General features: G+C 37.5%; 18 protein-coding genes. 7 read left to right on the top strand and 11 right to left on the bottom strand.

Features of this window, described 5'->3' with window-relative positions:
* The first annotated feature begins 5 nt into the window (after positions 1-5).
* From rnc to pyk, 3 genes are read left to right on the top strand one after another with little or no spacing between them, the layout of a single operon-like run.
* On the top strand, positions 6-770 hold the full coding sequence (gene rnc, locus N0B16_RS13540; RefSeq protein ID WP_262991486.1) for a ribonuclease III: 765 nt from the start codon (positions 6-8) through the stop codon (positions 768-770).
* Positions 748-1221, top strand: a complete 474-nt coding sequence (locus N0B16_RS13535) for an IPExxxVDY family protein (protein ID WP_262991485.1) — start codon at positions 748-750, stop codon at positions 1219-1221. Before rnc ends, N0B16_RS13535 begins: the two co-directional genes overlap by 23 nt.
* The gene (pyk, locus tag N0B16_RS13530) at positions 1214-2659 is read left to right on the top strand and encodes a pyruvate kinase (protein WP_262991484.1); all 1446 of its coding nucleotides are present in this window, start codon (positions 1214-1216) and stop codon (positions 2657-2659) included. Before N0B16_RS13535 ends, pyk begins: the two co-directional genes overlap by 8 nt.
* Before the next feature lie 56 nt (positions 2660-2715).
* Here the strand turns inward: pyk and N0B16_RS13525 are convergent, their stop codons facing one another.
* The 3 genes from N0B16_RS13525 to hutI all read right to left on the bottom strand — a co-directional run bounded on the left by N0B16_RS13525 (position 2716) and on the right by hutI (position 6296).
* Positions 2716-4008 carry an aldehyde dehydrogenase family protein gene (locus tag N0B16_RS13525; RefSeq protein ID WP_262991483.1) on the bottom strand — a complete coding sequence of 431 codons (1293 nt, stop codon included), beginning with the start codon at positions 4006-4008 and terminating at the stop codon, positions 2716-2718.
* A gap of 126 nt (positions 4009-4134) precedes the next feature.
* Complete coding sequence (gene hutG, locus N0B16_RS13520) at positions 4135-5055, bottom strand: formimidoylglutamase (RefSeq protein WP_262991520.1); 921 nt, start codon at positions 5053-5055, stop codon at positions 4135-4137.
* Positions 5056-5072: 17 nt separating this feature from the next.
* Positions 5073-6296, bottom strand: a complete 1224-nt coding sequence (gene hutI, locus N0B16_RS13515) for an imidazolonepropionase (protein ID WP_262991482.1) — start codon at positions 6294-6296, stop codon at positions 5073-5075.
* 72 nt (positions 6297-6368) lie between these two features.
* Between hutI and ruvB the strand changes: the two genes are divergently transcribed.
* The 4 genes from ruvB to coaE are packed head-to-tail and all read left to right on the top strand — an operon-like array spanning position 6369 to position 9526.
* Positions 6369-7391 (top strand): Holliday junction branch migration DNA helicase RuvB, encoded by a 1023-nt coding sequence (gene ruvB, locus N0B16_RS13510; RefSeq protein WP_262991481.1) that lies wholly within the window; start codon positions 6369-6371, stop codon positions 7389-7391.
* 6 nt (positions 7392-7397) lie between these two features.
* Positions 7398-8024, top strand: coding sequence for an FMN-binding negative transcriptional regulator (locus N0B16_RS13505; RefSeq protein WP_262991480.1), 627 nt, complete (start codon positions 7398-7400; stop codon positions 8022-8024).
* Between the two features lie 3 nt (positions 8025-8027).
* On the top strand, positions 8028-8894 hold the full coding sequence (locus tag N0B16_RS13500) for an MBL fold metallo-hydrolase (protein WP_262991479.1): 867 nt from the start codon (positions 8028-8030) through the stop codon (positions 8892-8894).
* A 2-nt stretch (positions 8895-8896) separates the two neighbouring features.
* Positions 8897-9526, top strand: coding sequence for a dephospho-CoA kinase (gene coaE / locus N0B16_RS13495; RefSeq protein WP_262991478.1), 630 nt, complete (start codon positions 8897-8899; stop codon positions 9524-9526).
* 90 nt (positions 9527-9616) lie between these two features.
* On the opposite strand, the gene N0B16_RS13490 is transcribed toward coaE, so the two are convergent.
* The 8 genes from N0B16_RS13490 to N0B16_RS13460 all read right to left on the bottom strand — a co-directional run bounded on the left by N0B16_RS13490 (position 9617) and on the right by N0B16_RS13460 (position 24378).
* Positions 9617-14095 (bottom strand): fibronectin type III domain-containing protein, encoded by a 4479-nt coding sequence (locus N0B16_RS13490; protein ID WP_262991477.1) that lies wholly within the window; start codon positions 14093-14095, stop codon positions 9617-9619.
* A 169-nt stretch (positions 14096-14264) separates the two neighbouring features.
* Positions 14265-17258: a reprolysin-like metallopeptidase gene (locus N0B16_RS13485; protein WP_262991476.1), complete on the bottom strand. Its 2994-nt coding sequence runs from the start codon at positions 17256-17258 to the stop codon at positions 14265-14267.
* 242 nt (positions 17259-17500) lie between these two features.
* Positions 17501-17617, bottom strand: a complete 117-nt coding sequence (locus N0B16_RS14175) for a T9SS type A sorting domain-containing protein (protein WP_497006662.1) — start codon at positions 17615-17617, stop codon at positions 17501-17503.
* Between the two features lie 46 nt (positions 17618-17663).
* Positions 17664-18323 carry a DUF6048 family protein gene (locus tag N0B16_RS13480; RefSeq protein ID WP_262991475.1) on the bottom strand — a complete coding sequence of 220 codons (660 nt, stop codon included), beginning with the start codon at positions 18321-18323 and terminating at the stop codon, positions 17664-17666.
* On the bottom strand, positions 18289-18765 hold the full coding sequence (locus N0B16_RS13475; protein WP_262991474.1) for a DUF6452 family protein: 477 nt from the start codon (positions 18763-18765) through the stop codon (positions 18289-18291). Before N0B16_RS13475 ends, N0B16_RS13480 begins: the two co-directional genes overlap by 35 nt.
* Positions 18766-18767: 2 nt before the next feature.
* Positions 18768-21245, bottom strand: a complete 2478-nt coding sequence (locus N0B16_RS13470; protein ID WP_262991473.1) for a zinc-dependent metalloprotease — start codon at positions 21243-21245, stop codon at positions 18768-18770.
* A 30-nt stretch (positions 21246-21275) separates the two neighbouring features.
* The gene (gene rlmD, locus N0B16_RS13465) at positions 21276-22682 is read right to left on the bottom strand and encodes a 23S rRNA (uracil(1939)-C(5))-methyltransferase RlmD (protein ID WP_262991472.1); all 1407 of its coding nucleotides are present in this window, start codon (positions 22680-22682) and stop codon (positions 21276-21278) included.
* 151 nt (positions 22683-22833) lie between these two features.
* Positions 22834-24378: a TlpA family protein disulfide reductase gene (locus N0B16_RS13460; protein WP_262991471.1), complete on the bottom strand. Its 1545-nt coding sequence runs from the start codon at positions 24376-24378 to the stop codon at positions 22834-22836.
* Positions 24379-24427 lie beyond the last annotated feature (49 nt).

The following is a 24427-nucleotide window of genomic DNA, read 5'->3' as shown; positions in this document are numbered from 1 at the left end:
ACTGAATGGAGTTACAGAAATACTTTTCTAAATTCCTTCTCAAACAAAGAAAAAGAACATTAACGGAAAGGGATTATTTTCTGACGATGGAGCTTAATAAAATTTTAGGCGCTCAAATTCAGAATATAAGCTTTTACCGTGAAGCGTTTTCTATTAAAAGTTCTTCTAAAAGCCAGGACAGTAATTACGAAAGGCTCGAATTTTTAGGAGATTCTGTTTTGGGAACAATCGTTTCATGCCATTTGTTTCACACCTATCCTACAGCCAATGAAGGATATATGACACAGATGAAATCTAAGATTGTAAATAGGAAAAATCTTAACAAATTAGGAGAAGATTTAAAACTAACCGACCTTTTACAAAAAAATAACCACGCAGTGGCTTTGGGAGAAAACATTTCAGGAAATCTCTTTGAAGCGTTAGTTGGCGCGGTTTATCTTGATTTTCAATATGATACCTGTAAAAAAATTGTATTGGAAAGACTTTTGACTCCTTCCGAAATCAATAAGCTGGAAAACAAGATTGTAAGCTATAAAGGCCTGCTTCTTGAATGGAGCCAAAAGAAAAAACTGAATATAAAGTATGAAACCTGCGAAGAAATTCAGGTGAATAAAAGTATTGTTTTTCGCTGTCACGTCTGGCTCGGAGAAGAAAAAATCTCTAATGCCATGGAAACCTCCAAAAAAAAGGCGGAAGAAAAAGCTGCACAGAGAGCATTTTATATTTTAAACAAAAAAGAAAATATACTTGGAAATCCAAAAACTTTATGACATAGATGATATTGAATGTGAGGATATTACCATTGGTTTGGTAAGATTGGCTAAACATATCCCTGATCATGAATTTTTTTTCAGAATAAACGAGAAAAACAACCTTAACTTTTCAAGAATTGAAGATTTTGTTTTTCACGGATCGTATTTTAATTATTATTTTCCCAGATTTGAAGCTTATCATAAGTTTACAAAGACCTGTTTTACTTTCATATCGAATAAATCATCTGAGAGTAGTCAAAAAAAAATACAAACTGAGCTTTTCTCAGAAGAAGAAAACATTAAATTTTTATTAAATAATCAGACTGAAGTAGAATATATTATTCACAGTTCGGAACAATTCCCTGATTTTTCCGTAATTTTGCTCCCTGAAAATCTTGTCTTTCCGATTCAAGATTACCAACTGAGTTCTGAAGAAGAACTGTATCAAATTATCCAGTATTATGAATAAGTATTTAAAGAAAACAAAAATTATCGCAACATTAGGGCCCGCTTCATCTTCAAAAGAAGTAATGTTAGGCCTTATAAAAGCCGGTGTAGACATATTTCGAATAAATTTTTCACATGCAGATTACGATTTGGTGCGATCCAATATCGAAATCATCAGAGAACTCAATAAAGAATATGGTTTTTCTGTAGGTATTTTAGGAGATTTACAAGGACCAAAATTAAGAGTAGGTGTTGTAAAAGAAGGGTCTTACCTTAATCCTGGAGATATATTAACTTTTACGAATGAAAAGATTGAAGGAGATTCTACGAAGGTGTATATGACGTATCAGCAATTTCCTCAGGATGTAAATGTAGGAGAAAGAATCCTGATTGATGACGGAAAGCTTGTTTTGGAAGTTTTGGAAACCAATCAGATTGACACCGTAAAAGCAAAAACAATACAAGGAGGGCCATTGAGTTCTAAAAAAGGGGTTAACCTTCCCAATACCAATGTTTCGCTTCCTGCACTTACCGAGAAAGATATTTTGGATGCCAATTTTATGCTTGACATGGAGGTCGACTGGATTGCGCTTTCGTTCGTACGTCATGCACAGGATATTATTGATCTTAAAGAATTGATTTCCAAGCACCCGAACGGTAAATTCAAAACTCCGATTATTGCAAAAATTGAAAAACCGGAAGGAGTAAAAAATATTGACCAGATTTTATTGGAATGTGACGGTTTAATGGTTGCCCGTGGAGATTTAGGAGTAGAAGTACCGATGGAAGAAGTTCCGGCAATTCAGAAAACGTTGGTAGAAAAAGCAAGATTCTACTCCAAACCTGTCATTATCGCCACACAGATGATGGAAACGATGATCAACAGCCTGACTCCTACAAGAGCGGAAGTGAACGATGTTGCCAATTCTGTACTGGATGGTGCAGATGCCGTAATGCTTTCTGGTGAAACTTCTGTAGGAAGATATCCTGTTCAGGTGGTGGAGAATATGTCTAAGATTGTTAAGAATATTGAAAAGACAAATTTTTATCAGCATAAAAATGCTCCTATTGAAAAAGACTTTAACTGCATCGATGAGAGATTCATTACCAACAGAGTTTGCCTTGCCGCTGTAAGAATTGCAAAAAGCACCAATGTTGCGGCTATTGTTACTTTGACGCATTCCGGATATACTGCTTTCCAGATTTCGGCGCACAGACCAAATTCTCACATCATCATCTACAGCTCAAACAAGAGAGTGATTACAATGCTGAATCTGCTTTGGGGAGTACGTGCCTATTATTATGATATGAATAAATCTACTGATGAAACGATAATTCAGGTAAATATGTTGACGCATAATCACGGATACATTGAAACCGGCGATTTTGTTATCAATATCAATGCGACACCATCATACGAAGGCGGGAAAACCAATACGCTGAGATTAACAACGATATAATTATTTTATCTGAAAAAAACGCCCGAAAATAAATTTTCGGGCGTTTTCATTTTCAATTAGTTTCCTATAATCGTTTTTGGCGTAACAAATTCTTTTAAGGCCAGTAAAGAAAGCTCAGTACCATATCCGGAAGATTTTGTTCCCCCAAATGGAAATCGCGGGTCAGAACTTGTCATCCTGTTGATATTCACCGTTCCGGATTCAAGGCCGTTGATAAAAAACTGCTGACGTTCGGGATCTTTAGTCCACACTGCATTAGAAAGACCGAAAGGGACGTTATTCGCAATTTCTAATGCTTCTGCGTCATCTTTTGCAATTAAAACCATTCCTAGAGGCCCGAATAATTCTTCCTTTAAAATTGGGTTTCCTTCTTCCACTTTAATTAAGCCGGGTTTGAATTCGGTATCGGACATTCTTTCTAAAGCTATTATAACTTCTGCCCCATTCTCTAATGCTCTGTGATATTGTTTTTCCAGATCATCCGCCAAATCCGGTCTTGCCATACCTGCGATTTTAGTTTCCTTTTTCATAGGATCTGCAGGAATGTATTTTTGATATTCAGCAATAAATTTGGGAAGAAAATCAGCTTCAATATGTTCCTGAATGATAAACCTTTTTGCGGCGACACAGGTTTGTCCACAATTTTGTAACCTCGCTAAAGCGCCTACTTTTGCTGCTTCATCCAGATCTGCATCATCCAGAACAATAAAAGCGTCACTGCCTCCAAGTTCTAAAAGAGACTTTTTAATTTTTTTACCGGCAATAGATGCCACTTCCGCACCCGCTTTTTCACTTCCTGTAAGGCTTACTGCTTTAATTGTTTCATGTTCCAGAATTTCTTTTACATCTTTATGCCCCACTTCTAGATTCTGAAATATACCTTCAGGGAAACCTACATCCGTAAATATTTTTTCAAGGGTATTCCCGCTTCCGAAACAGATCGAAGCATGTTTTAACACAACGGTATTTCCTGCTAAAATTGCCGGAACTGCGAATCTTAAAACCTGCCAGAATGGAAAATTCCAGGGCATAATTCCTAAAATCACTCCTTTAGGAACGTAATGAATTTCTGAAAAATGATACTCCGATTGTATTTTTTCGGGTTGAAGTACATTTTCAGCTTCAGCATAATACGTCATCATCAAAGCGCATTTTTCAATTTCTGAAACAGATTGAGAAATGGGCTTATTCATTTCTTTTGTGATAATTGTACCCAGCTCTTCTGCATTTTCTCTAAGAAATGCTGCTGCTTTTGCAATCAGTTTTTGTTTTTCAGCAAATGGAACTTTTTTCCATTGTTCAAAAGCGGCATCGGCTTTAAGTAATTTATTTTCGATAGATTTATCCATGTAATACTTAATTATAATTGAGGAAAGAAAAATTTCTTTCTTTTACCTGAAGCAACAAAATTGCAAAAATTTGTATACTTACAGTGTTCTTAAATGATGATACTTTCTATGATTTGCATTAATTTGTTAAATCATAAACCATTCATTCACGAGACTTGCAGCGAGTTTTGATGTTCTTTCATGGATATCAAATTCCGGATTCACTTCTGCGATATCCAATGCGATCAGTTTATCATTTTTAAGAATATGTCTGTAAAAATGCATGAATGCGGCATCTGCGAAAATCCCGTTATACGATGAAGCTGAAACTCCGGGCGCAATCGAAGCATTAAAAACATCCATACAAACTGTAAGGTAAGCGACATCTACTTCTTCCAGCAAATCATCAATTCGCTGATAAATGGATGGTAAGTTTTCGAAAAAAATTTCATCTGCAAGAATGTATTTCATCCCGTATTGATGGGCAGTATCAAATAATTTTAGTGTATTTGAATTTTTCTGAATCCCTATATGTAATGAATGGATATTTCCTTCCTGCGCGATCTGCCAAAATCCTGTACCTGAAGTTGCGCCCACTCCACTTTCTGGCTGTCTGTTGTCAAAATGAGCATCAATATTGATAATCCCAACCTTTTTACCGGGAAAAGCTTTTTTTATTCCGGAATAATGGGCAAAAGTCACTTCATGGCCACCACCCAAAATCAGGGATTTTCCACCTTTTGTTAAAACCTGCGAAACTTTTTCAGCAAGTAGATTTTGTGTCTGCTCCAAATTTCCGTTTTCACAGGTAATGTTTCCAAAATCTAAAAGTGAAAAATCAGGAAGGGTAACCGGGAAATTAGCCATATTTTTTCTGATGATATCCGGAGCATTTTTTGCACCCACTCTGCCTTTATTTCTTCGGACTCCTTCATCCACGGCAAAACCGTGTAACACGAAATCATTCGTTGAAATGTTTTCATAGTGCGTCTCTTCCTTTACTCTCTGAAAAATCCTGTGGTAAAGAAGCTCTTCACCGTCTAATCTGCCTTGCCAAATCATATTAATACGTATAAGTGATGTAATTAAATTTTATTTCCGTTGATATATACATGTTCAGCTTTTAGGCTTCCCTGATGATACAGAATATTCTGAAAATTATCTGTTTTGAACGTGACAAAATCAGCTTTTAAACCATTTTCCAATTTTCCCCGGTCTTCCAAACCTAATGCAAAAGAAGACCTAAATGTCATTCCTGCTAAAACTTCTGCAGTAGTCAGCTTTTCATATGTAGCTAAAATGGAAGCTTGTGTTATTAAATTTCCCATGGGTGCGGAACCCGGATTCCAGTCACTTGCAATTGCCAGAATTGCTCCCGCATCCAGCAATTTTCTTGCCGGTGTAAATTTTTCTCCCAATCCTAAACTCGCACCCGGTAATGCTGTAGCAACCGTATCCGATTGTGCTAAAAACTCAATATCTTCATTAATAGTTGCTTCCAGATGATCAGCAGATTTTGCGCCGACTTCCACGGCAATTCTTGAACTTCCCGGAGTAAACTGGTCTGCATGAACTGTAATTTCAAAACCTAAACCTTTAGTTTTAATCAAGAAATCTTTACTTTCCTCCGGCTGAAAAGCCGACTTTTCAATAAAAATATCAACTCTCTTTGATAAATTTTCTTCTTTTACTTTCGGTAAAATTTCGGTAAGAATATATTGCAAGTATTCTTCGTTGTCCCCATCAAAATCTTTAGGTTTCAGATGAGCAGAGAGACAGGTAGAAATTAAAGTCGCTTCTGTCTGTTCGCCTGCTTTTTTGATGATACGGAGCATTTTAAGCTCGTTTTCAATGTCTAATCCATACCCGCTTTTTACTTCTATTGTCGTAATTCCTAATGAAATTAAAATAGTAATTCTTTCTAATAAAGTTTTTAACAATTCCTCTTCAGACGCATTTCTCGTATGCTGTACCGAGCTCCAGATTCCGCCGCCGCTTTCTGCGATTTCAAGATAGGTTTTCCCAGCATTACGCATGGCAAAATCATTGGCGCGGTTTCCGCCGAAACAAATATGAGTGTGAGAATCTATAAACGCGGGAAGAACAACCTGTGTCCCTTCCATTTCTTCAATCTCGGTATATGGATTTTCAGATTTTAATTGTTCAAAATTTCCGATCTGCTGAATTTTGTTGTCTTGTATTAAAATACCTCCATCTGTGATAATTTCAAGCTGATCATCCGATAATTTGCCTCTCAGAGAAAGATGGGCAAGTGTTATAATTTGCTTAAATGGTCCTACTAATTTCATGCTTGCTAAATTACAAATACAATTTCAGACTTGACCTAAATTTGCTATCTTTGAAGTAAATGAAATGAATTAATGCCAGATTTTTTACATCCTGATAAGGAAAATTATTCCGATGAGGAACTCATACAGGAAGAAAAAATTCGTCCGCAGAGTTTTAAGGATTTTGCCGGACAAAGAAAAACGCTTGAGAACCTCGAGGTTTTCGTTGCTGCTGCCAAAAACCGTGGCGGCGCACTCGATCATGTCCTGTTACACGGGCCACCCGGTTTAGGAAAAACGACCTTATCCAATATTATTGCCAACGAACTTGGGGTGAACTGTAAAATCACTTCTGGTCCCGTTCTTGACAAACCCGGAAGTTTGGCAGGCTTGCTTACCAATCTGGAAGAAAATGATGTGCTTTTTATTGATGAAATCCACAGATTATCACCCATTGTTGAAGAATATTTATATTCTGCAATGGAGGATTTTAAAATTGATATCATGCTTGAGACAGGACCGAATGCAAGGAGTGTCCAAATCAGCTTAAACCCTTTTACATTAGTGGGCGCTACGACAAGAAGCGGAATGCTGACAAAACCGATGTTGGCAAGATTCGGGATTCAGAGCAGGCTGGAATATTATAGTGTTGAGCTTCTCTCAATGATTATCATCAGAAGTGCGCGGGTTTTAGGAATAAAAATTTATGAAGATGCAGCGATTGAAATTGCCAGAAGAAGCCGCGGAACCCCGAGAATTGCCAATGCCTTACTGAGAAGAGTACGCGATTTTGCTGAAATAAAAGGAAACGGAGAAATAGAAATAGAGATTACAAAATATGCTTTAAATTCTTTAAATGTAGACGAGTTTGGCCTAGATGAAATGGATAACAAAATCATGCGGGTCATGATTGAAAACTTTAAAGGAAAACCGGTAGGAATTTCTGCTTTGGCAACTTCTATCGCCGAAAATCCGGAAACACTGGAAGAAGTCTACGAACCTTTCCTGATTCAGGAAGGATTTATCATCAGAACGCCAAGAGGCCGTGAAGTGACTGAAAAAGCATACCGTCATCTGAATATTGCAATCCCCAGAAACCCGGGAGAATTATTTTAACGAATCATGTTTATCCCAAAATTATACAGGAGTGAAGATTACAATCTGATGAAAGAAATTATCAGAGAAAATGCCTTCGCTTTACTGATCTCCGCTGCTGATAAAATAAGAGCAACGCATTCTATGATGTTGCTGAATGAAGATGATCTGGAAAACATGTATATTGAAACTCATATTTCCAGAGCAAATCCGCAGGCAAAAATATTGAAAAACGGAGATGATGTTTTGTGTGATTTTCTGGGTGCCCACGCTTATATTTCGAGCAGTTGGTATGATCACGTCAATGTATCAACCTGGAACTATGAAGCCGTTCAGGTTAATGGAAAAGTAGAATTGATGGATTCGGACGATCTTTACAATCATTTGGAAAAATTAACCTCAAAATACGAGAAATGGCAAAAATGCCCAATGATGGTAAAAGATATGGGTAAAGAATTTATTGAAAAAGAAATGAAAGGTGCTTTTGGATTAAAAATAATACCGACTGAAATATTCATTGCACAAAAGCTTTCCCAGAATAGAAAAGAAACAGATTTTCAAAATATCATTATCCAGCTGGAAAATTCGGACGATGATGGAAAGAAAATTGCCGAAAAAATGAAGCAAATCAACAGAAAAAAAAATAAAACATAGTATATGAAACTATATCCTTTACAATGCGGAAAATTCAAGCTGGACGGCGGTGCCATGTTTGGTGTTGTTCCGAAAAGTCTATGGGAAAAAACGAATCCGGCAGATGAGAAAAATTTAATCGAACTCGGAACACGGTCTCTCCTTATCGAAGACGGTAAAAAGCTTATCCTGATTGATTGCGGACTTGGAAATAAACAGGATGAAAAGTTCTTTGGCCATTATTCGTTGTGGGGTGATGACAGTTTAGATAAAAACTTAAAAAAATACGGCTTTGTAAAAGAAGATATTACTGATGTGTTCTTCACCCACCTTCATTTCGACCACTGCGGTGGCGCTATTGAATGGAATGATGACAGATCCGGCTACCGCCCTGCATTTAAAAATGCACAGTTCTGGACCAACGAAAATCACTGGAAATGGGCAACGGAACCCAATCCCAGAGAAAAAGCAAGTTTTTTAAAAGAAAATATTCTTCCGATACAGGAAAGCGGGCAGCTCAACTTTCTTTCTCTTCCGAAAACCGGAAATTACGGTTTTGAACCTGATTTGAAAATGGATGTCATTTTTGTTGACGGCCATACTGAGAAACAAATGCTTCCGGTCATTCAGTACCAGGAAAAAACGATTGTTTTTGCTGCCGACCTCATTCCTACTGCAGGACATATTCCTCAGGTTTATGTAATGGGATATGATACAAGACCTCTTCTAACGGTAGAAGAAAAAGCGAAATTTTTGAAACAATGTATTGATAATGATTATCTGTTGTTTTTTGAACATGATGCTCATCACGAATTGGCAAGTCTGAAAATGACTGAAAAAGGGATACGTCTTGATGAAACATTCAGCTTTAATGAAGTTTTTGGATATTGATTATGGAAGATTTAAATTCAGAAACAACAGCTCAGGAATCTGAACCCGGCCCCAAGATCATCGGTCTTACAGGTGGTATCGGCTCCGGAAAAACTACAGTGGCAAAGTGTATTGAAAACTGCGGATTTCCTGTGTATTATTCTGATGAAAGAGCAAAAACAATTGTAAATGATGATGAAGCGCTCAAAAGTAGAATTAAGGATCTTTTAGGCAGCGATTCTTATGATGAAAATGAATTGTACAACAGAAAATATGTAGGGCAAAAAGTTTTTAATGATGAAGAATTGCTTTTACAGTTAAACAGCATCATTCATCCCGCCGTACGTGTGGATTTTGAAAAATGGGTTTCGCAGCAGACTAAATATCTGATCTTTAAAGAAACGGCTTTATTATTCGAATTAAAGCTTCATAAGGAGTGCTATAAGTCACTTTTGGTTACTGCTGAAGATAATATCCGAATTAAAAGAGTGATGGACAGAGATGCTAAAACCTACCGTGAAGTACAGTCTGTCATTGAAAAGCAAATGCCTGAAAAAGACAAAATAAAACTGGCAGACTACATTATCTATAACAACACCAATATTGATGATCTGAGAGAACAAACTGAAAGGATCATTTTCGAAATTGAATAAAAAGCCGCAATAACTGCGGCTTTTTTTACCTTAAAACAAAAAAAAAATAAGCTCTCATTTCTGAGAGCTTATTTCCTTTAAAATTATTGATTATTCTTTAATAAATTTCTTCTGTATAGATCCTTGAGCGTCTTCAATATCCAATACATATAATCCGTTAATCAACTTGCTTACGTCAATCTTATTATTTAAGATTACTCCGCTTGATACGAGTTGTCCACCAGCAGTATAAATTTTATAATTTGCTTTTTTGCTGATATTTTTAACGTTTAATATTGAACTTACCGGGTTAGGATAAATCAAGATATCGGTTTGGTTAATAGGATTAACCACAGGAACCTTAGAAATTCTTACTGTATAATCTTCAACCTCACCAGTCTGGAAGTTGGTACAGTTTACAGGAATTCCGTCTTTCTGCATCGCCACTCTCATTACTACATATTGGAAATTGGTGTTGCTTACATAAGCATCCGCTGGTACATTAAATGTTCCGTTAACCGTAGCATTGGTATTTGGACCTGAAGAAAATACTTTTTCATTAATATCAAAATAACCATTTCTGTTAAAATCGATCCAGACTGCTACTCCGGTATTGGTTGTAGCACCGGTTTTCTTCTCTATAGAAATCTGATTATCTGCAGACCCCTGAATCATTTCTATAAACTTCGCAGGAACTCCTGTGAAATCTGAATAGTTTGATGCAAGTGTGTTACTTTCCATTACAGGTTTACCATTAGGCGTTACTTTAACTTTAGAGATATAATCTGATGCAGAAGCAGAAGAAGACATCTGGCAATATGTAATTGTAGGCGTAGTAAAGAAGTATGGAGGAGTATAGTTACCCGGAGTTCCATTACAAATATTCACTACCTGCATTTCATATTTTGTCAATTCTAGCAATCCTGTCAATGTATAGGTATTCGTAGCCACCGGAATTGTAGTCCAGCTCGGAATACCTACTTTTCTATATCTTAACATATAAGTTGCACCAGGGAAAGCATCCCAGTTAACAACTGCACTGGTAGGTGTAATTGCTGAGATCGTAAGTCCTGGAGGAGGTAACTCACAAATTCTTACAGTCGTAAATACTTGTGGATTTGAGTACGTATTTGGCGTAGTTTCACCGTTACAGATATTTGCAACCTGAACTTCATATGTTACAAAAGAACTCAGTCCTGTAAGTGTGTATGTATTTGCAGGAGGCAATGGCAATGTTACATTATTCCATGTTGTTGTTCCTACAATTCTCCATCGCAATACATAGGTTGCACTTGGTACAAGTGGGTTCCATGTAATTACTGCCGAAGTAGAAGTTATATTTGTTACCGTAACATTTGGAGGTGTAGGATCACATCTTGTCTTAAATGTTTTAATTGCAGTATACGTTCCGGGTGTTGCTCCACAAATCGCCGCAACCTGTACTTCATACGTTGTAGCAGGAGTTAAACCTGTAATGGTAATAGGCGGGTTACCTGCAAGAGTAGATACGTTTACACTTGTCCATGTAGTAGTTCCCTGAACTCTATATTGTAATATATAATTAAGATTATTTGTTGCTCCTGTCCAGTTAATCGTTGCTGAATTATGCGTAACCGCACTAAATGTAGGTGCTCCAGGTGTTGCATTGCTGCACGGTCTTAATTTTACCGCATAATCTTCAACTTCACCATCGGTTGCATTCTGGCATAAAACAGGTGCACTTGTACGTTTCAATACCACTCTCATTGTCGTATTTAAAGGTCCGTTATAGGCACCGGCAGGAACTGTGAAATTCAGGTTCGTTATTGGGGTCACCGTACTTGCCGCAGAATTTAAAATCTGTTCCGTAGTTTCAAAGAATCCGTTTCTGTTATAATCAATCCATGCAGAAACCGCATCACTGTACGTAGAACCAACCCAGCTTTTAGATACAGATATTTTATTATTTGCAGAACCTATTTCTAAATTGATTAAGGTTGCCGGAGTAGTATAACTAATATAATTTGTCTGAACAGATGTATTGTTCATCACAGGAAGATTGGTAGGAGTAACCGTTACATTCGAGATGTAATCATTAGTTCCTGTTCCTGTCATAGGACAATATGATAAGGTAGGCGTAGTGAATGTTGTAGATGCCCCAAACGCTCCTGTAGTTCCGCTACAAATTGTTGCAATCTGAACCTGATAACCGGTCTGTTCTGTAAGACCTGTAATAGTGTAGTAACTTTGCCCTGCAGGTAATGTCAAACCTGCTGCACTTGGCAACCAAGCACCTGTAGCACCTACTCTCCATCTGATAATATAAGTAGCTCCTGCAGTAGGTAACCAAGATACATCGGCAGTAGTTGCTGTAAGATTAGAAACCGTTACGTTGGTTGGTGGTGCTGTTGTACAAGGTAACAGATCTATTAGTCGTACGTTGTAATCTTCAACTTCACCCCAAGTAAATGTACCACATGCATTAGGAGTACCTCCTTCCTGCAATATCACTCTCATTTTAATATTCTGGGTTCCCGCATATACTCCTTGAGCAAGGGTAGGAACTGTGAAAGTATTATTTACTACAGATGTTGTATTGGAAGGAGAATCGAGAACTACTTCAGTAGTTTCAAAAATTCCGTTTCTGTTCCAGTCAATCCAGGCTTTCGTACCGGCACTGTAAGAAGTTCCCGGCCATATTTTTGTCACCGAAATGCTGTTATTAGCCTGACCTCTGATTAACGTAACCAATCTTGTAGGATCAGCAGAATAATCGGTATAGAATGGCGGAGGCGTAGATGAGTTACTCACCATAGGTGCCAATCCATTAGGCGTTACCGTTACGTTAGACATATATTCGTAAACCGTAGTACTTGTAGGTCCGGCTGTACAATAAGATATTGCAGGTGTAGTAAAGGTAGAACTTGCAGAGAATGCTCCTGTAGTACCACCACATACTGTAGCAACCTGAACTTCGTATTGAGTAGTTTCATTTAAACCAGTAATCGTGTAGCTATTGGATAAAGGTGCTGTAACATTTACGGTTATCCAAGGTCCGCTTGGCGCTACTCTATATCTTACAACGTATGTAGCTCCCAAAGAAGGTGTCCAAGAAACTGTAGCACTTGTAGGTGTTAAATTATTAACGACAATATTCGCAGGAGGAGCTGTTGTACAAGGTTGTAAGTTTACTCCTACCAGCTGAACTCTAGGAATGTCAGAATATCTGCTGCTCGCAGTTGGTGGGCTTGCAGGATTAGGATTTGTAGTATCATTATAATACAAAATACCTCTATTGGTACCTGCAGCATAACTTCCCCAGTTTGCAGTACATGAATATCCTGCAACATTTTCGTCAACCGCAATTACAATATTGCTGGTCCCATTCCATAAAAACGGTGTACTTAACGGGATTTCTACCCAGGTACCGCTTGTCATATTTGGTAATGTTCCGGAATAAACCTGAGACATATTCGCTAAAGGCACCCAACTGGTTGTCGTAGCAAAATTTGCCTGAGTCGTATTCCCCATATAAACTACCCATTGGTTGTAATTAGCCTGGGTAGCTGCTGTCGCAGATACATAAAATCTGATTGACGTAATATAGTTATTGGTTCCCACCGCTCCTGCTACTTCTGCAGCAGTGTATATTTGTTGGGAGTAGTTATATCCGTAGCACGAATATACCGGTAAGTTTCCTGTTGTTCCGGTACCAGAACCAATTTGTCCCGGCGTGAATGCAGGGCCGGCTGCCCAAGTACTTTTATCTGTTGCAGAACATACCGCTCTTACCCACCAGTAATAGGTAGTTCCTGGTACCAATGGAGATAAACTCACAGAAGTTCCTGAAATTGCAGTTCCCGCCGTTGCGGCAACCGGTGGTGTGCTGCTTGTAGAATAATAATATTCGTAGCCGTTTGCCGGTGCAGGGCTTGGTGCAGTCCATCCGAGTGTAGCACTGTTAGGCGTAATAGTAGGTACAACTAAAGCTGAAGGCACCACACACGTTGGAATTAAAAGAGAAATATTATCAACGGCAGCCGCTGGGCTTGTTCCCACAATATCATCATTTCTCCATTCAAAAACAAGACGCATTGTACTTCCGGCGAAAGTACTTATATTTAAAGCTGTTGTATTATAATTCTGCCATGTAGTCTGCTGATTAAGATCTCCTCCAACTTGGATTCTGCCCCCTCCTGCGGTAATCTGTGTTCCACTAGTAGGCGTAAAAGTTGCAGGCACCAGCCAAACTCTCAAATAGTCATAACCACCTTCTCCTACGCCTTTCCAATCGAAAGAAAAAGTTGCATTTGTAGCTCCTGCAGGAATTGTAATATCCCTGTAAGCGAAGACCACACTTGTTGCTGTGTTGGTATACGCATTGGTAGTTCCATTATCATTTGAAACATACATAGAATTTGCAGCATTTCCTGTTGCAGATCCTACTACCCATTTGTTGGTTGCTGATCCATTGATAAAAGTAAGATCATTACCCGTCGAAAAATTCTGCGTATAGGGTAATGTAGCAGCTGTCTGACCGAATAGTTTGGGCATAAAGCCTACATCAATCAAACACATCAGAAGAATCAAATAAGTAAAAAATTTCTTCATAAGTTATTATTATATTATATTAATATTACAAATCTAATCATTTTTTATTATTAAAATCTCAGTTCAAATATTTTTTTTATACAAATTACATAAAAACTCAATTTTATGATTGCACAAAAAATCCCCATGTAATGATACATGAGGATTTTTTATTGATGAGAATAATCTTTTACTTTTTAATGAATTTGGAATTGAATGAATCTTTTCCTTTTTCTTCAACAGTAATTACATAAGCACCTTTAATTAATGCAGATACATTAATTTTTCCGCCACTTACGTTTCCGTTTCCTACAAGCTGACCTGCTGCATTATAAATTTTATAGGTCGCTTTGTCAGATACTTTAGTAATATTTAATACATCAGTAGCAGGATTTGGGTACATTTGGATACCACTGTTTGCACGAACTTCAGATGTTGAAAGCGGGCTTGCAACTACTACATTGTAGTCTTCTGCCTCTCCGTAACTGATTGTTCCACAACCGGCATATGTTGTATTTAAAGAAAGTCCTGCATTTGCCTGACCAGCATAATATAAAATAACTCTCATTCTCAACGGCTGATTTGTAATCGCCGTAGCAGGAACCGTGAAAGAACCTGTAATAGGTGCTGTTGCAAGTGCTACAGGATAATTCAATACTCTCTCTGAATTTTCAAATACACCATTTTTATTATAATCTATAAATACAACTGCTGTATCATAATCTGCAGTTGCAACAGTTATTGATAATGTATATGTACTTCCTGCTGCTAAATTCGGCTGAAGTGAAGTATTGGTAGTAAAATCTGAATAGTTAGAAGGTCCCGATGTGTTATTCAACAGTGTACCAGTAGTACCTGTCATACTCACATTAGAGATATATTCAAACTGTGGATTGTTCGTTGCTGAAACCGTACAGTAAGCAGTAACCAGTGTTGTGAAAGTTGTGCTTGCTGAGAATGGACCCTGAGTTCCACACACAGAAGCAACCTGTACTTCATATGCTGTACTAGACGTAAGACTTGCAATATTCACCGTATTAGTTGCAGAAGTAGTGGTCTGCCAAGTAGCATCGGTAGTTTTCTTATATTGAATCACATACGAAGTAGCACCTGAAATAGGAGCCCAAGTTACTGTAGCACCGGTTGCCGTAATATTGGAAACAGTAACACCTGTAACTGCGCTTCCACAAGCTGCCTGAGTAGCTACCGTCATTTTCTTAATCGCATAAAATACGTTTCCGATAGAAGATATTCTGAATACGACAGTCTGACCATTTAGAGAAGCCGGCATATTGACACTTTCAGTTCCGTCATTTGCAGTACTTGCAGCAAGAACAGTCCAAGTTACTCCGTTATCCGTAGAATAGTCTAATTTAACATTCGGAGAGTTATATGCACCACCTGCTGTGTTGGCAACATCCCAAGTTACAGTATTGGCAACATTTGAGAACAGATAAGCACCTGAGCTAATTTTAAAAGGCCCGTCTGCTCCAACTGTAATTGACTGAATTTCATACTGAGTCTGCTGTTGAGCAACGTTTGGATTATTGTCTCTTACCGTAACTGCAAAAGTAGAACTTCTTGCTACCTGGGAAGTTGATTCCCAAGTATTTAATGTATTATCTAACACTCCTGCCAAAACAGAAGAAAATTTAGGGAAATATCTTGTAGGACTTGTACTAGGCGCTATAGATCTGAAAGTAGCACCATCAGCAGTTGTACCTAAATTCGTTTTATTAATAACTGCAGATGCATTGTCTATTTCTTCCCACGTGTATGTCATCGGATTATTTTCAGGATCCGTAGCAGAAGCAGTAAGTACGAATGCTGTTCCCTTAGGAATTGTATAAGCTGGTAAAGCAGCAATAACCGGTGGGTTATTCGTTGTTGTAGTTTCTACATCACACGTCTTAGCGGCCAAATTATTCTGAACCTGAACAATACTTATCATATGAAAATAAGCATCAGAATGTGCCTGAACATCTGTTGTTGCACCAGTAATCCCTGCATATCCCATAATTGTAGATCCTGAACCCGGCTCTACATTTACACCTGCTCCTTCAAGAGCGTGAGAGAAGGTATGGTTACCTCCTAATTGGTGGCCCATCTCGTGTGCTACATAATCAATATCAAAATTATCACCCTGAGAAATACCATCACCTGGAGAAGTATATCCAGAACCTTTTTGCTTAGATAAAGAAGTTGCCGGAGTTCCTGTAGGGTCTATACACACACAGCCGATACATCCTGCATTACCTCCACCTCCGGTATCTCCGAATAAGTGTCCGATATCATAGTTTGCACTTCCTACATTCACGCTTAATGTTTGTTGTAATTGAACATTCCATCCGATTGCAGCATTTGCATTTGCAGGAGCCGTACCTATAGCAGGATCCGAATAAGGATCTGTAGCGCCGTTAGTATAAATTACATTCGGGAAATTCTGTACATTTAAATGCAATGCGAAATCTTTTTCAAAAACTCCGTTTACTCTGGTCATCGTTGCATTAATTGCCGCTAAAGCTCCAGCAACTGTACCCCCGTGAAATGTTGTATATTCTCCCGTTACAGACATTACCAATCTCATGGTACGGTATTTCTTATCAGAAGATTTTGCAAAATCGGTAGGCTGATTGGTAAATGTTGATCCTTTCTTAAGCAATTCAGCGATCTGCTCTTTTACAGCAGGGGTTTCGTCTGTACTACATACAAAACTCTTCCCACCTGTAGGCTTAGATTTTGCGTGTACTCCATAAATTGTTTTATCAGCTAAGGTAGGTTCGATAAATTCATAATCTCCTCCTCTTACGATCATTGACTGGAAATCATTTGGTGCTAAAGAGAATCTTACATATTTGGTAGGATCATCAATACCTACACCTACATAAGAACCTAACTGATATTGATCAGCTAATTCTTTAACCACTACAGGAAAACTATACACTGCAAATCTTTCAATTTTACCTTTTAGAGTAGGCAAAGAAATCTCAACAGGCTTTGCATTAGGACCGGTTTCCTGAGCATTCTTAAGCTGATCTCTCATTTTATTGAGGTCTAGCTTATACGAGGTTGTTATCTGAGAAAGTTCAACATTTGAACTTCTCTTCACTGTAGTCGGCGTCCATTGTGCTATAGCAGAGCCACCAATAAGACTACAGAATAAGACAGTAATCAGTTTCTTCATTAAACAAAAATTATATTTATTGCCAAATATAAGTAAATTGTCTCATTTATTTTCAAAAAAAATATACGTATTGTGTTAAAATGGTAATCTCACAAAAAATCCCCAGGACTTTTCTGAGGATTTAATAGGTATTTTTAGAAAATATTATTTTTAATAAACTTTATACTTTCCTTGATGTTATTGTCTTTAATAGTTATAAAATATACACCTTTGAAAATACGGAAACTTTCACCCGATTGTTTTTATATACCTGCTTTTACAATTTGTCCTACTGCATTGCATATTTCAAATGTAGTCATATTTAAAATCCTGGTGATGTTTAACAAATCTGTCACCGGATTAGGATACACCGAAAACATTTTTAACAGCTTCCTGTGTTTGTAAAAATGTTCACTTTCAGAATTTTTAAAATTTATAAGCAATATTCCATGCAAAACCCATATTGAATTTTGAAGAGCTTCTCCCGAATCCCGGAACAATCATAGGAACAACCTCATCCTGTTTTGAAGTGACCATAAGATATCTTGGCTGCATATTGACATCAATATAAAAATTGGATTCAAAAAGCTGAACCCTCCCTCCAATGGTTCCTTCCAGCCAAAAAGAAGACTGTGAAGAGGATGGTAACGCCACAGAAGAACTGCTTCCGCCAAACCCACGAATGGGAATTGCAAAATATTCCTGAGTATAAAATGAACCCGCTAATTTCCCTCCTGCGTAGAAGCCGTTGAACTCATTTTCACGGTCTTTCGCCAACATATAAAAAGCACCGATTTTCGCAAACGGACCATTGGCTTTCGCATCATAGCCATTCTTTTGGTAAATATTGCTTTCAAAACCGGCCTCAATAACTGCATGGATGTTGTTACTAATCTTTGATGATACAAAACCCTGAAACAATTGCCGGTCTGAAAAAAATGAAACACCTGTGTTAAGTACGTCTAAACCTACCATAAAATTAGGTTCATATTTCCATTTTTCTTTCTGCACTTCTTTGTTTTGCTGAGCAAAACTCAACAGGCTGAAAAGGCTAAAAAAGAAGGTATAGATTCGTCTTGTCTTCATTCTCAATAAAATTTTGTCCGGATTCCAGTTTTTTAACACTTATCGATTCCAGCAATTGTGAATTTAAATTTTCATACGTTTTTTTTACGCCGCATCCGGGAGAAACATAGGTGGATTTTGTGGTGTAGTTTACCCTTACTTTTGATTGCTGCTCATTGAGCCTTGTTTTAAAATACAAATCCGTATAAGGGGAATCGTCTACGCGTATCGGAACTAAAATAGAATCTACATTCGCATTTTTGCCCAGACTTACTTTCCCGGAACCATAATCTGCATATACATATAAAGTGTCTACTTTTCTGAGCTTATTGTCAATAAGGTTTCTGAATCTGATCTTCATTCTGGGTGTTCCTTCCCCGCTCTCACAGATATCATTGTCTCCGCCGCATGATGTGAGCATCATCAATAAAGAAAAGAATATAAAAAACTGGCAATATTTCATAATTATTTTGGATCTAAAGCTTTTTCAATACGGAAGATTAAATCGTCATAATGATATTTGTTTACAAGATCTTCAGTATTCGATTTTGATGAAAGTTCTTTTTTAATGGTATTTAAATTTCCTCTTACAATCGCAGAAATATCAGACTTGTCATCACTCTTGCTATCAATTAATTTTATCTGGCTATCGATATAATCTCTCTGAAGGTTTCTTCTGTAAATATCTGTATCTCCTTTTGTCATAATAGCAGTATTGAGATCTGAAAACAATTCAATCACAGAATAAGAATTCTGGTCCACCGCTTCCATCTGGTACATATTCTGCAGTACCATTGGGCTTAAAATTCTGTCTAATACTGCATTTTGAAGATCTTCAACAGTTTTCACGGGTGTTTTTCCGGTTTTTTCAAAAATTTCTTTTTTCAATAGCCATTGTGGAGTGGTAAAAATATTCTCATCCAGAAACTTCATGGCGTCTTTCTGATCTTTTTTAGCAACAATTTGATAAACAGGGCCGGATTGCTCGGCGGTTTTCGGAGTTTCCATCTGTCCGCCGATATATTTTGAGACATGCCCCAAATATCTTCTGAACTGTCCGGTTACCTGATCATACATGGTTTCAAGATTGCTAAAATCTTCATTGGGTTTCTGGGTCCATTTTTCCAAATTGTCTACGATTCTCTGTAGATTTTTTATGCCATAGTTGCCTGCAAGCATTGCATTATCACCTACCTGCTCGCTTTGTGATCTTGGATCAAGCGGATTGGATTCTGTACCAAACCAAAGTCTCTCATTTTTCAGGTTTTTAATTACCCACTGGTTCAGGAATTCTTTTTCAGATTCCGGGGTTTTATATTGATTAAATCTTCTGTAGCCCCATTCAATTGCCCAATAATCATAATCTCCGATTCTCGGCATAATTCCTGACTCTTCGATATGGTCTTCGGGCTGCGCTACATAATTGAATCTTGCATAATCCATAATGGAAGGAGTGTGGCCGTTTTTCTCAAGCCATTTTTTATCTCTTAATTTCTCAACCGGAACTGTAGAACTCGACCCGAAATTATGTCTCAGACCTAAAGTATGCCCTACTTCATGAGAAGAAACAAAACGAATCAGCTCTCCCATCAGTTGATCATCAAACTCAGGGTTTCTGGCTCTCGGATCATTGGGAGCGGCCTGTACAAAATACCAGTTTCTCAGAAGCATCATCACATTATGGTACCAGTTGATATGACTTTCCAGGATTTCCCCTGTTCTGGGATCTGCAATAGATGGTCCTGAAGCATTCGGAACATCGGAAGGCTTATACACAATGGCTGAAAATCTTGCATCTTCAAGGCTCCATTCCGTATCTATTTTAGGATCAGGAACTTTGGCAAAGATTGCATTTTTAAAACCTGCTTTCTCAAATGCTTTCTGCCAGTCATTGACTCCCTGAATCAAATAAGGGACCCACTTTTTTGGTGTTGCGGGATCAATATAAAATACGATAGGTTTTACAGGATCTACCAGTTCACCTCTATTGTATTTTTCGAGATCCTGAGGTTTTGGTTCCAGGCGCCATCTTTTGGCAATCGAAATTCTTTTTACGCCTTGAGGATCAAGATCAAAATCTGTATACCCTACTGTAAAATAGCCTACACGAGGATCAAAGTATCGTGCCTGCATTTTATTTTCCGGCAAGAGAACAAATGAGGAATTGATTTCAACAGTATAATTCCCACTGATTTTAGGAACATCTTTAATTAAAGGATTGGGTTTCCCGGCTGTTCTGGAAAATGTTTTGGTGGTATTGATTTCTATATTGGAAGGAAAAGATTTTACGAAATTGACAAATGACATATCTTTCTGAAAAGCGCCCACTCGATAATCGTCTTTTGCACGAACCGAAAATGATGTAATCTCATTGTCTGAATTTAAAATATCGGTCACCTCAATCACCGAAGAGTTTTTCTGAATTCCGTAGGCTTTTACATCAAAGGCTTTAATAATGGGCTGCACATTATTTCTGATCACAGAATTGTACATATCTGATGTAGAATCTTTTGCATAATCTACATAAGAAATTGAACGTACAAAGATCTTGTCTTTGGTCCCCTTTTCAAAAGTGATTACCTGCTGCCCGATCTGATCACCTGCATATCCGGAAGTTCCGGAACGCATTTCTGCCGCAGCTTTTGTAAGCCTTGTTACCAGAAGAAATTCCTTCTTCAGCATCTTATCCGGAATTTCAAAATAATATTTATCATCTACTTTGTGAACCGTGAAAACGCCCTGATCAGAAACAGCCTTATCGGTAATGACTTCTTTATAAGGCTTGATCAGGCTTTTCTTTTTATCATCTTTTTTTACTTTCGCAGTGTCTGTTTTTACCGTTGCAGAGTCTTTACCTTTTTCCTGCGCGGAAAGTGTTTGCTGAATACATAATAATAAAGCAATTATTAAAGAGACGGTTTTAAAGTTTTTAAAAATGTTCATTAAGTTTGATTTATATTCAAATGTAATTAATTATTTTTTTATAAGTAATGCAATATTTTCTACATGATGCGTTTGAGGGAACATATCTACCGGAAGTATTTTTACCAAAGTATATTGCTCTTTCATTAAGGCGATGTCTCTTGCCTGTGTAGCAGAATTACAGCTTACATATACTACTTTTTCCGGAGCAAGTTTTAGAATCTGTTCTACCACTTTCTGATGCATCCCGTCTCTTGGCGGATCAGTGATGAGTACATCGGCTTTCGGGTGGTTTTCCAGAAATTCATCATTAAAAACGTTTTTCATGTCTCCACAATAGAATGTGGTATTGGTTAACCCATTTAGTTCGGCGTGTTCAATCGCGGCATCAATGGCTTCCTGTACAGATTCTATCCCGATCACCTGTTTTGCATTTCTTGCTACATATTGTGCAATGGTTCCGGTTCCCGTATATAAATCATATACGACCTCATCCCCTTTCAAATCTGCAAATTCAAGTGTTTTTCTGTATAATTCCAACGCCTGCTTATAATTGGTCTGAAAGAATGATTTCGGACCTATTTTGAATTTCAGCCCATCCATTTCTTCCATTAAAAACCCTTCCCCGTAATATATATTGACATTCAGATCATAAATAGAATCATTCTGCTTCGGATTAATGGCATATACTAAGGTTTTGATCTGCGGAAAATTTTCAAGCAGATAATCGAAGAGTTGTATGCGGTTTGCTTTCTCTTCTCGGTAGAGCTGGAATAAAACCATCCATTCTCCCTGAGAATTCTGCCTCATCATTAAGGTTCTCAAAAACCCTTCCTGATTTTTTACATCAAAGAAATCTAACCCGTTTTCTACGCCAAATTTTCTTACCGCCAAGCGGATTGCATTGGAAGGATCTTCCTGCAGCCAACATTCTTTAAGATCAAGAATTTTGCTCCACATTCCCGGAATATGAAAACCTAAAGCATCCCTGCTTCCGAAATTTTCTTCAGAGCTGATTTCGTACTGAGTCAGCCATCTTGAATTGGAGAAAGAAAATTCCATTTTATTTCTGTAAAAGTACTGCTGTTCGGCACCCAGAATACGAACAGTTTCAAAATTATCTACTCCTCCGATTCTTTTGATATTATTATATACTTCTTCCTGTTTAAAATCCAGCTGTTTTTCATAGGCCATATTCTGCCATTTGCAGCCTCCGCAAACACCGAAATGAATGCATTTCGGCTCAACTCGGAATGGGGATTTTTCAACAATCTCTTTTACCTCCGCTTCAAAATATTTTGATTTTGATTTTTTCACTCTTGCATTTACCACATCTCCCGGTATTGCTCCTGAAATCAAAACGGTTTTTCCATCTTCGGTTTTTCCTATCGCTACTCCTTTTGCACCTGCCGTTAAAAGTTTTATATTTTCAAGAATTACGTCTTTTTTCTTTTTCATATTAATTTCTATCACTACGAAGTTAATTTTCTATTTTAACTCCGTACATTTCTATTTTTATATCAGATTCACCTATCGGCTTCACTTTGCAAAAATACAATAAAAAAAACCTTATCCGTAGACAAGGTTTTTTTCTATTGTGCAAATTTTATTATTTTGTCTGAGCCGATTGCTGAGGAGCTTCCTGAACTGGAGGCGCCTGCTGAGCTGAAGGATCCATATTCATCTGTGGCATCATTTGCTGAGGCGCAACTTTAGGTGCAGAAAGACCGGTCTGTTTATCTAAGATTGAGATCAATTCTGCATCACCGAGATTCACAAATGTTCTGCTTGCTATTTTACCGTTTTTATCGACTACAATAAAGCTCGGTAATTTGAAAGCATAGATTCCGTATTTTTTAGCAACATCAGAATTAAGGCCTCCGTCACCAAAAACATTTTGACCCGGAACCCCTTTAAACATGGAGTTGCTGGTTTTTACAAACTGATCTTTAGTATCATCTACATTAACAAATACGAAATTCATTTTAGACTTGTAAAAATTTACCACTTCTTTAAGAACAGGCATAGTCCCTTCATTGATATAAGGATTCCAAGATGCGTAGAATACCATCATATAAGGTTTTCCTTTATTGTCTGTAAGGTTGTAAGCGGCACCGTCTTGCTTTACTAAGTTTGCGGCAGGAGCATCATCCCCAATTTTAAATCCGTTGATGGCAAACTGCATTTTTTTAAGGTCAGCCTTAATCCCGGCATCTTTAATATCTTCTTCAATGATCTTTTTAATTTTATCTGTCGTGGCCGCAGGAGTTTGCGGATGAATGTCTGACTGAGCCATTACAAATGCTAAAAGATAATCTTTTGTCGTCTGGGACACTTCTTTTTTGGTTTTCAGATACTGATTAAACAATTCTGAAGTGGTAATATCTGTTTTTCCTTTGCTATTGGCTTCTGCATATTTCTGGAAATCGGAGCTCATTTTAGTCAACAAATATTGTCTGTAGAAAGGGCTTATTTTTACCATTTCTTCTTTGTTATCCTGAAGTTTGTTTTCGTAATCCGAAAACGCTTTACCAACTTTGAATGAAGGATTGCCCGACATTTGTCTTTTGCTCATTTCATAGTTTGCCAAAAGGTTCAGGATTGCGGTTCTTGCATCAATTCTTTTCCACTCTGTAACTTCTTTACCGGGATTATGTTTGGTAACATTTTCATCGATATTTTTATTAAGATCAGCTTCAATTTTCTGGATCCCTTTAAGGAATTTGTTTTCGTCTCCGGACGCTAGTTCCTGCATATTCACTTTCTGACCATATGTCATTAAGAATTTCTGGCAAGCCTGGAAGAATTCGTTGTCATTCTTTGCATCGCCGGTAACTACATATTCATTTGGAAACGTAGTGGCATTTCCTGAAATCGTCACCGACTGACCTCCTTTAAGGAAAATTAAATTTTGTTTTCCGGCGTAGTTGATTACATACATTCCGTTTTTAGGCGCTTCAAAACTTCCGGTGAAATTCCCTTCTTTATCTACACCTACGTTGATTAACGGTAAAGTAGCGACCCCTGAAGCCTCTACAAACTCCACTCTTTCTAATGGAGAACCGCCTGCGATTTTTCCTTTAACTTCGACTTTTTTTGAACAAGACATTGCAAATACTGCAATGACAAACAACAAAAGATATTTTTTAATCATTATTGTGATATTATTTTTTTGAAATGATTGAATTTTATATTTCATTTTG

The organism is Chryseobacterium gilvum (assembly GCF_025628965.1).
Classification (GTDB): Bacteria; Bacteroidota; Bacteroidia; order Flavobacteriales; family Weeksellaceae; genus Chryseobacterium; species Chryseobacterium gilvum.
This window is presented reverse-complemented; position numbering and strand designations above follow the sequence as displayed.

Bases quoted from the DNA above. Each gene is read 5' to 3' on its own strand.
- rnc (WP_262991486.1), top strand. From the start codon at position 6: ATGGAGTTACAGAAATACTTTTCTAAATTCCTTCTCAAACAAAGAAAA.
- pyk (WP_262991484.1), top strand. From the start codon at position 1,214: ATGAATAAGTATTTAAAGAAAACAAAAATTATCGCAACATTAGGGCCC.
- N0B16_RS13525 (WP_262991483.1), bottom strand. From the start codon at position 4,008: ATGGATAAATCTATCGAAAATAAATTACTTAAAGCCGATGCCGCTTTT.
- hutI (WP_262991482.1), bottom strand. From the start codon at position 6,296: ATGAAATTAGTAGGACCATTTAAGCAAATTATAACACTTGCCCATCTT.
- ruvB (WP_262991481.1), top strand. From the start codon at position 6,369: ATGCCAGATTTTTTACATCCTGATAAGGAAAATTATTCCGATGAGGAA.
- N0B16_RS13505 (WP_262991480.1), top strand. From the start codon at position 7,398: ATGTTTATCCCAAAATTATACAGGAGTGAAGATTACAATCTGATGAAA.
- N0B16_RS13500 (WP_262991479.1), top strand. From the start codon at position 8,028: ATGAAACTATATCCTTTACAATGCGGAAAATTCAAGCTGGACGGCGGT.
- coaE (WP_262991478.1), top strand. From the start codon at position 8,897: ATGGAAGATTTAAATTCAGAAACAACAGCTCAGGAATCTGAACCCGGC.
- N0B16_RS13490 (WP_262991477.1), bottom strand. From the start codon at position 14,095: ATGAAGAAATTTTTTACTTATTTGATTCTTCTGATGTGTTTGATTGAT.
- N0B16_RS13485 (WP_262991476.1), bottom strand. From the start codon at position 17,258: ATGAAGAAACTGATTACTGTCTTATTCTGTAGTCTTATTGGTGGCTCT.
- N0B16_RS14175 (WP_497006662.1), bottom strand. From the start codon at position 17,617: ATGTTTTCGGTGTATCCTAATCCGGTGACAGATTTGTTAAACATCACC.
- N0B16_RS13480 (WP_262991475.1), bottom strand. From the start codon at position 18,323: ATGAAGACAAGACGAATCTATACCTTCTTTTTTAGCCTTTTCAGCCTG.
- N0B16_RS13475 (WP_262991474.1), bottom strand. From the start codon at position 18,765: ATGAAATATTGCCAGTTTTTTATATTCTTTTCTTTATTGATGATGCTC.
- N0B16_RS13470 (WP_262991473.1), bottom strand. From the start codon at position 21,245: ATGAACATTTTTAAAAACTTTAAAACCGTCTCTTTAATAATTGCTTTA.
- rlmD (WP_262991472.1), bottom strand. From the start codon at position 22,682: ATGAAAAAGAAAAAAGACGTAATTCTTGAAAATATAAAACTTTTAACG.
- N0B16_RS13460 (WP_262991471.1), bottom strand. From the start codon at position 24,378: ATGATTAAAAAATATCTTTTGTTGTTTGTCATTGCAGTATTTGCAATG.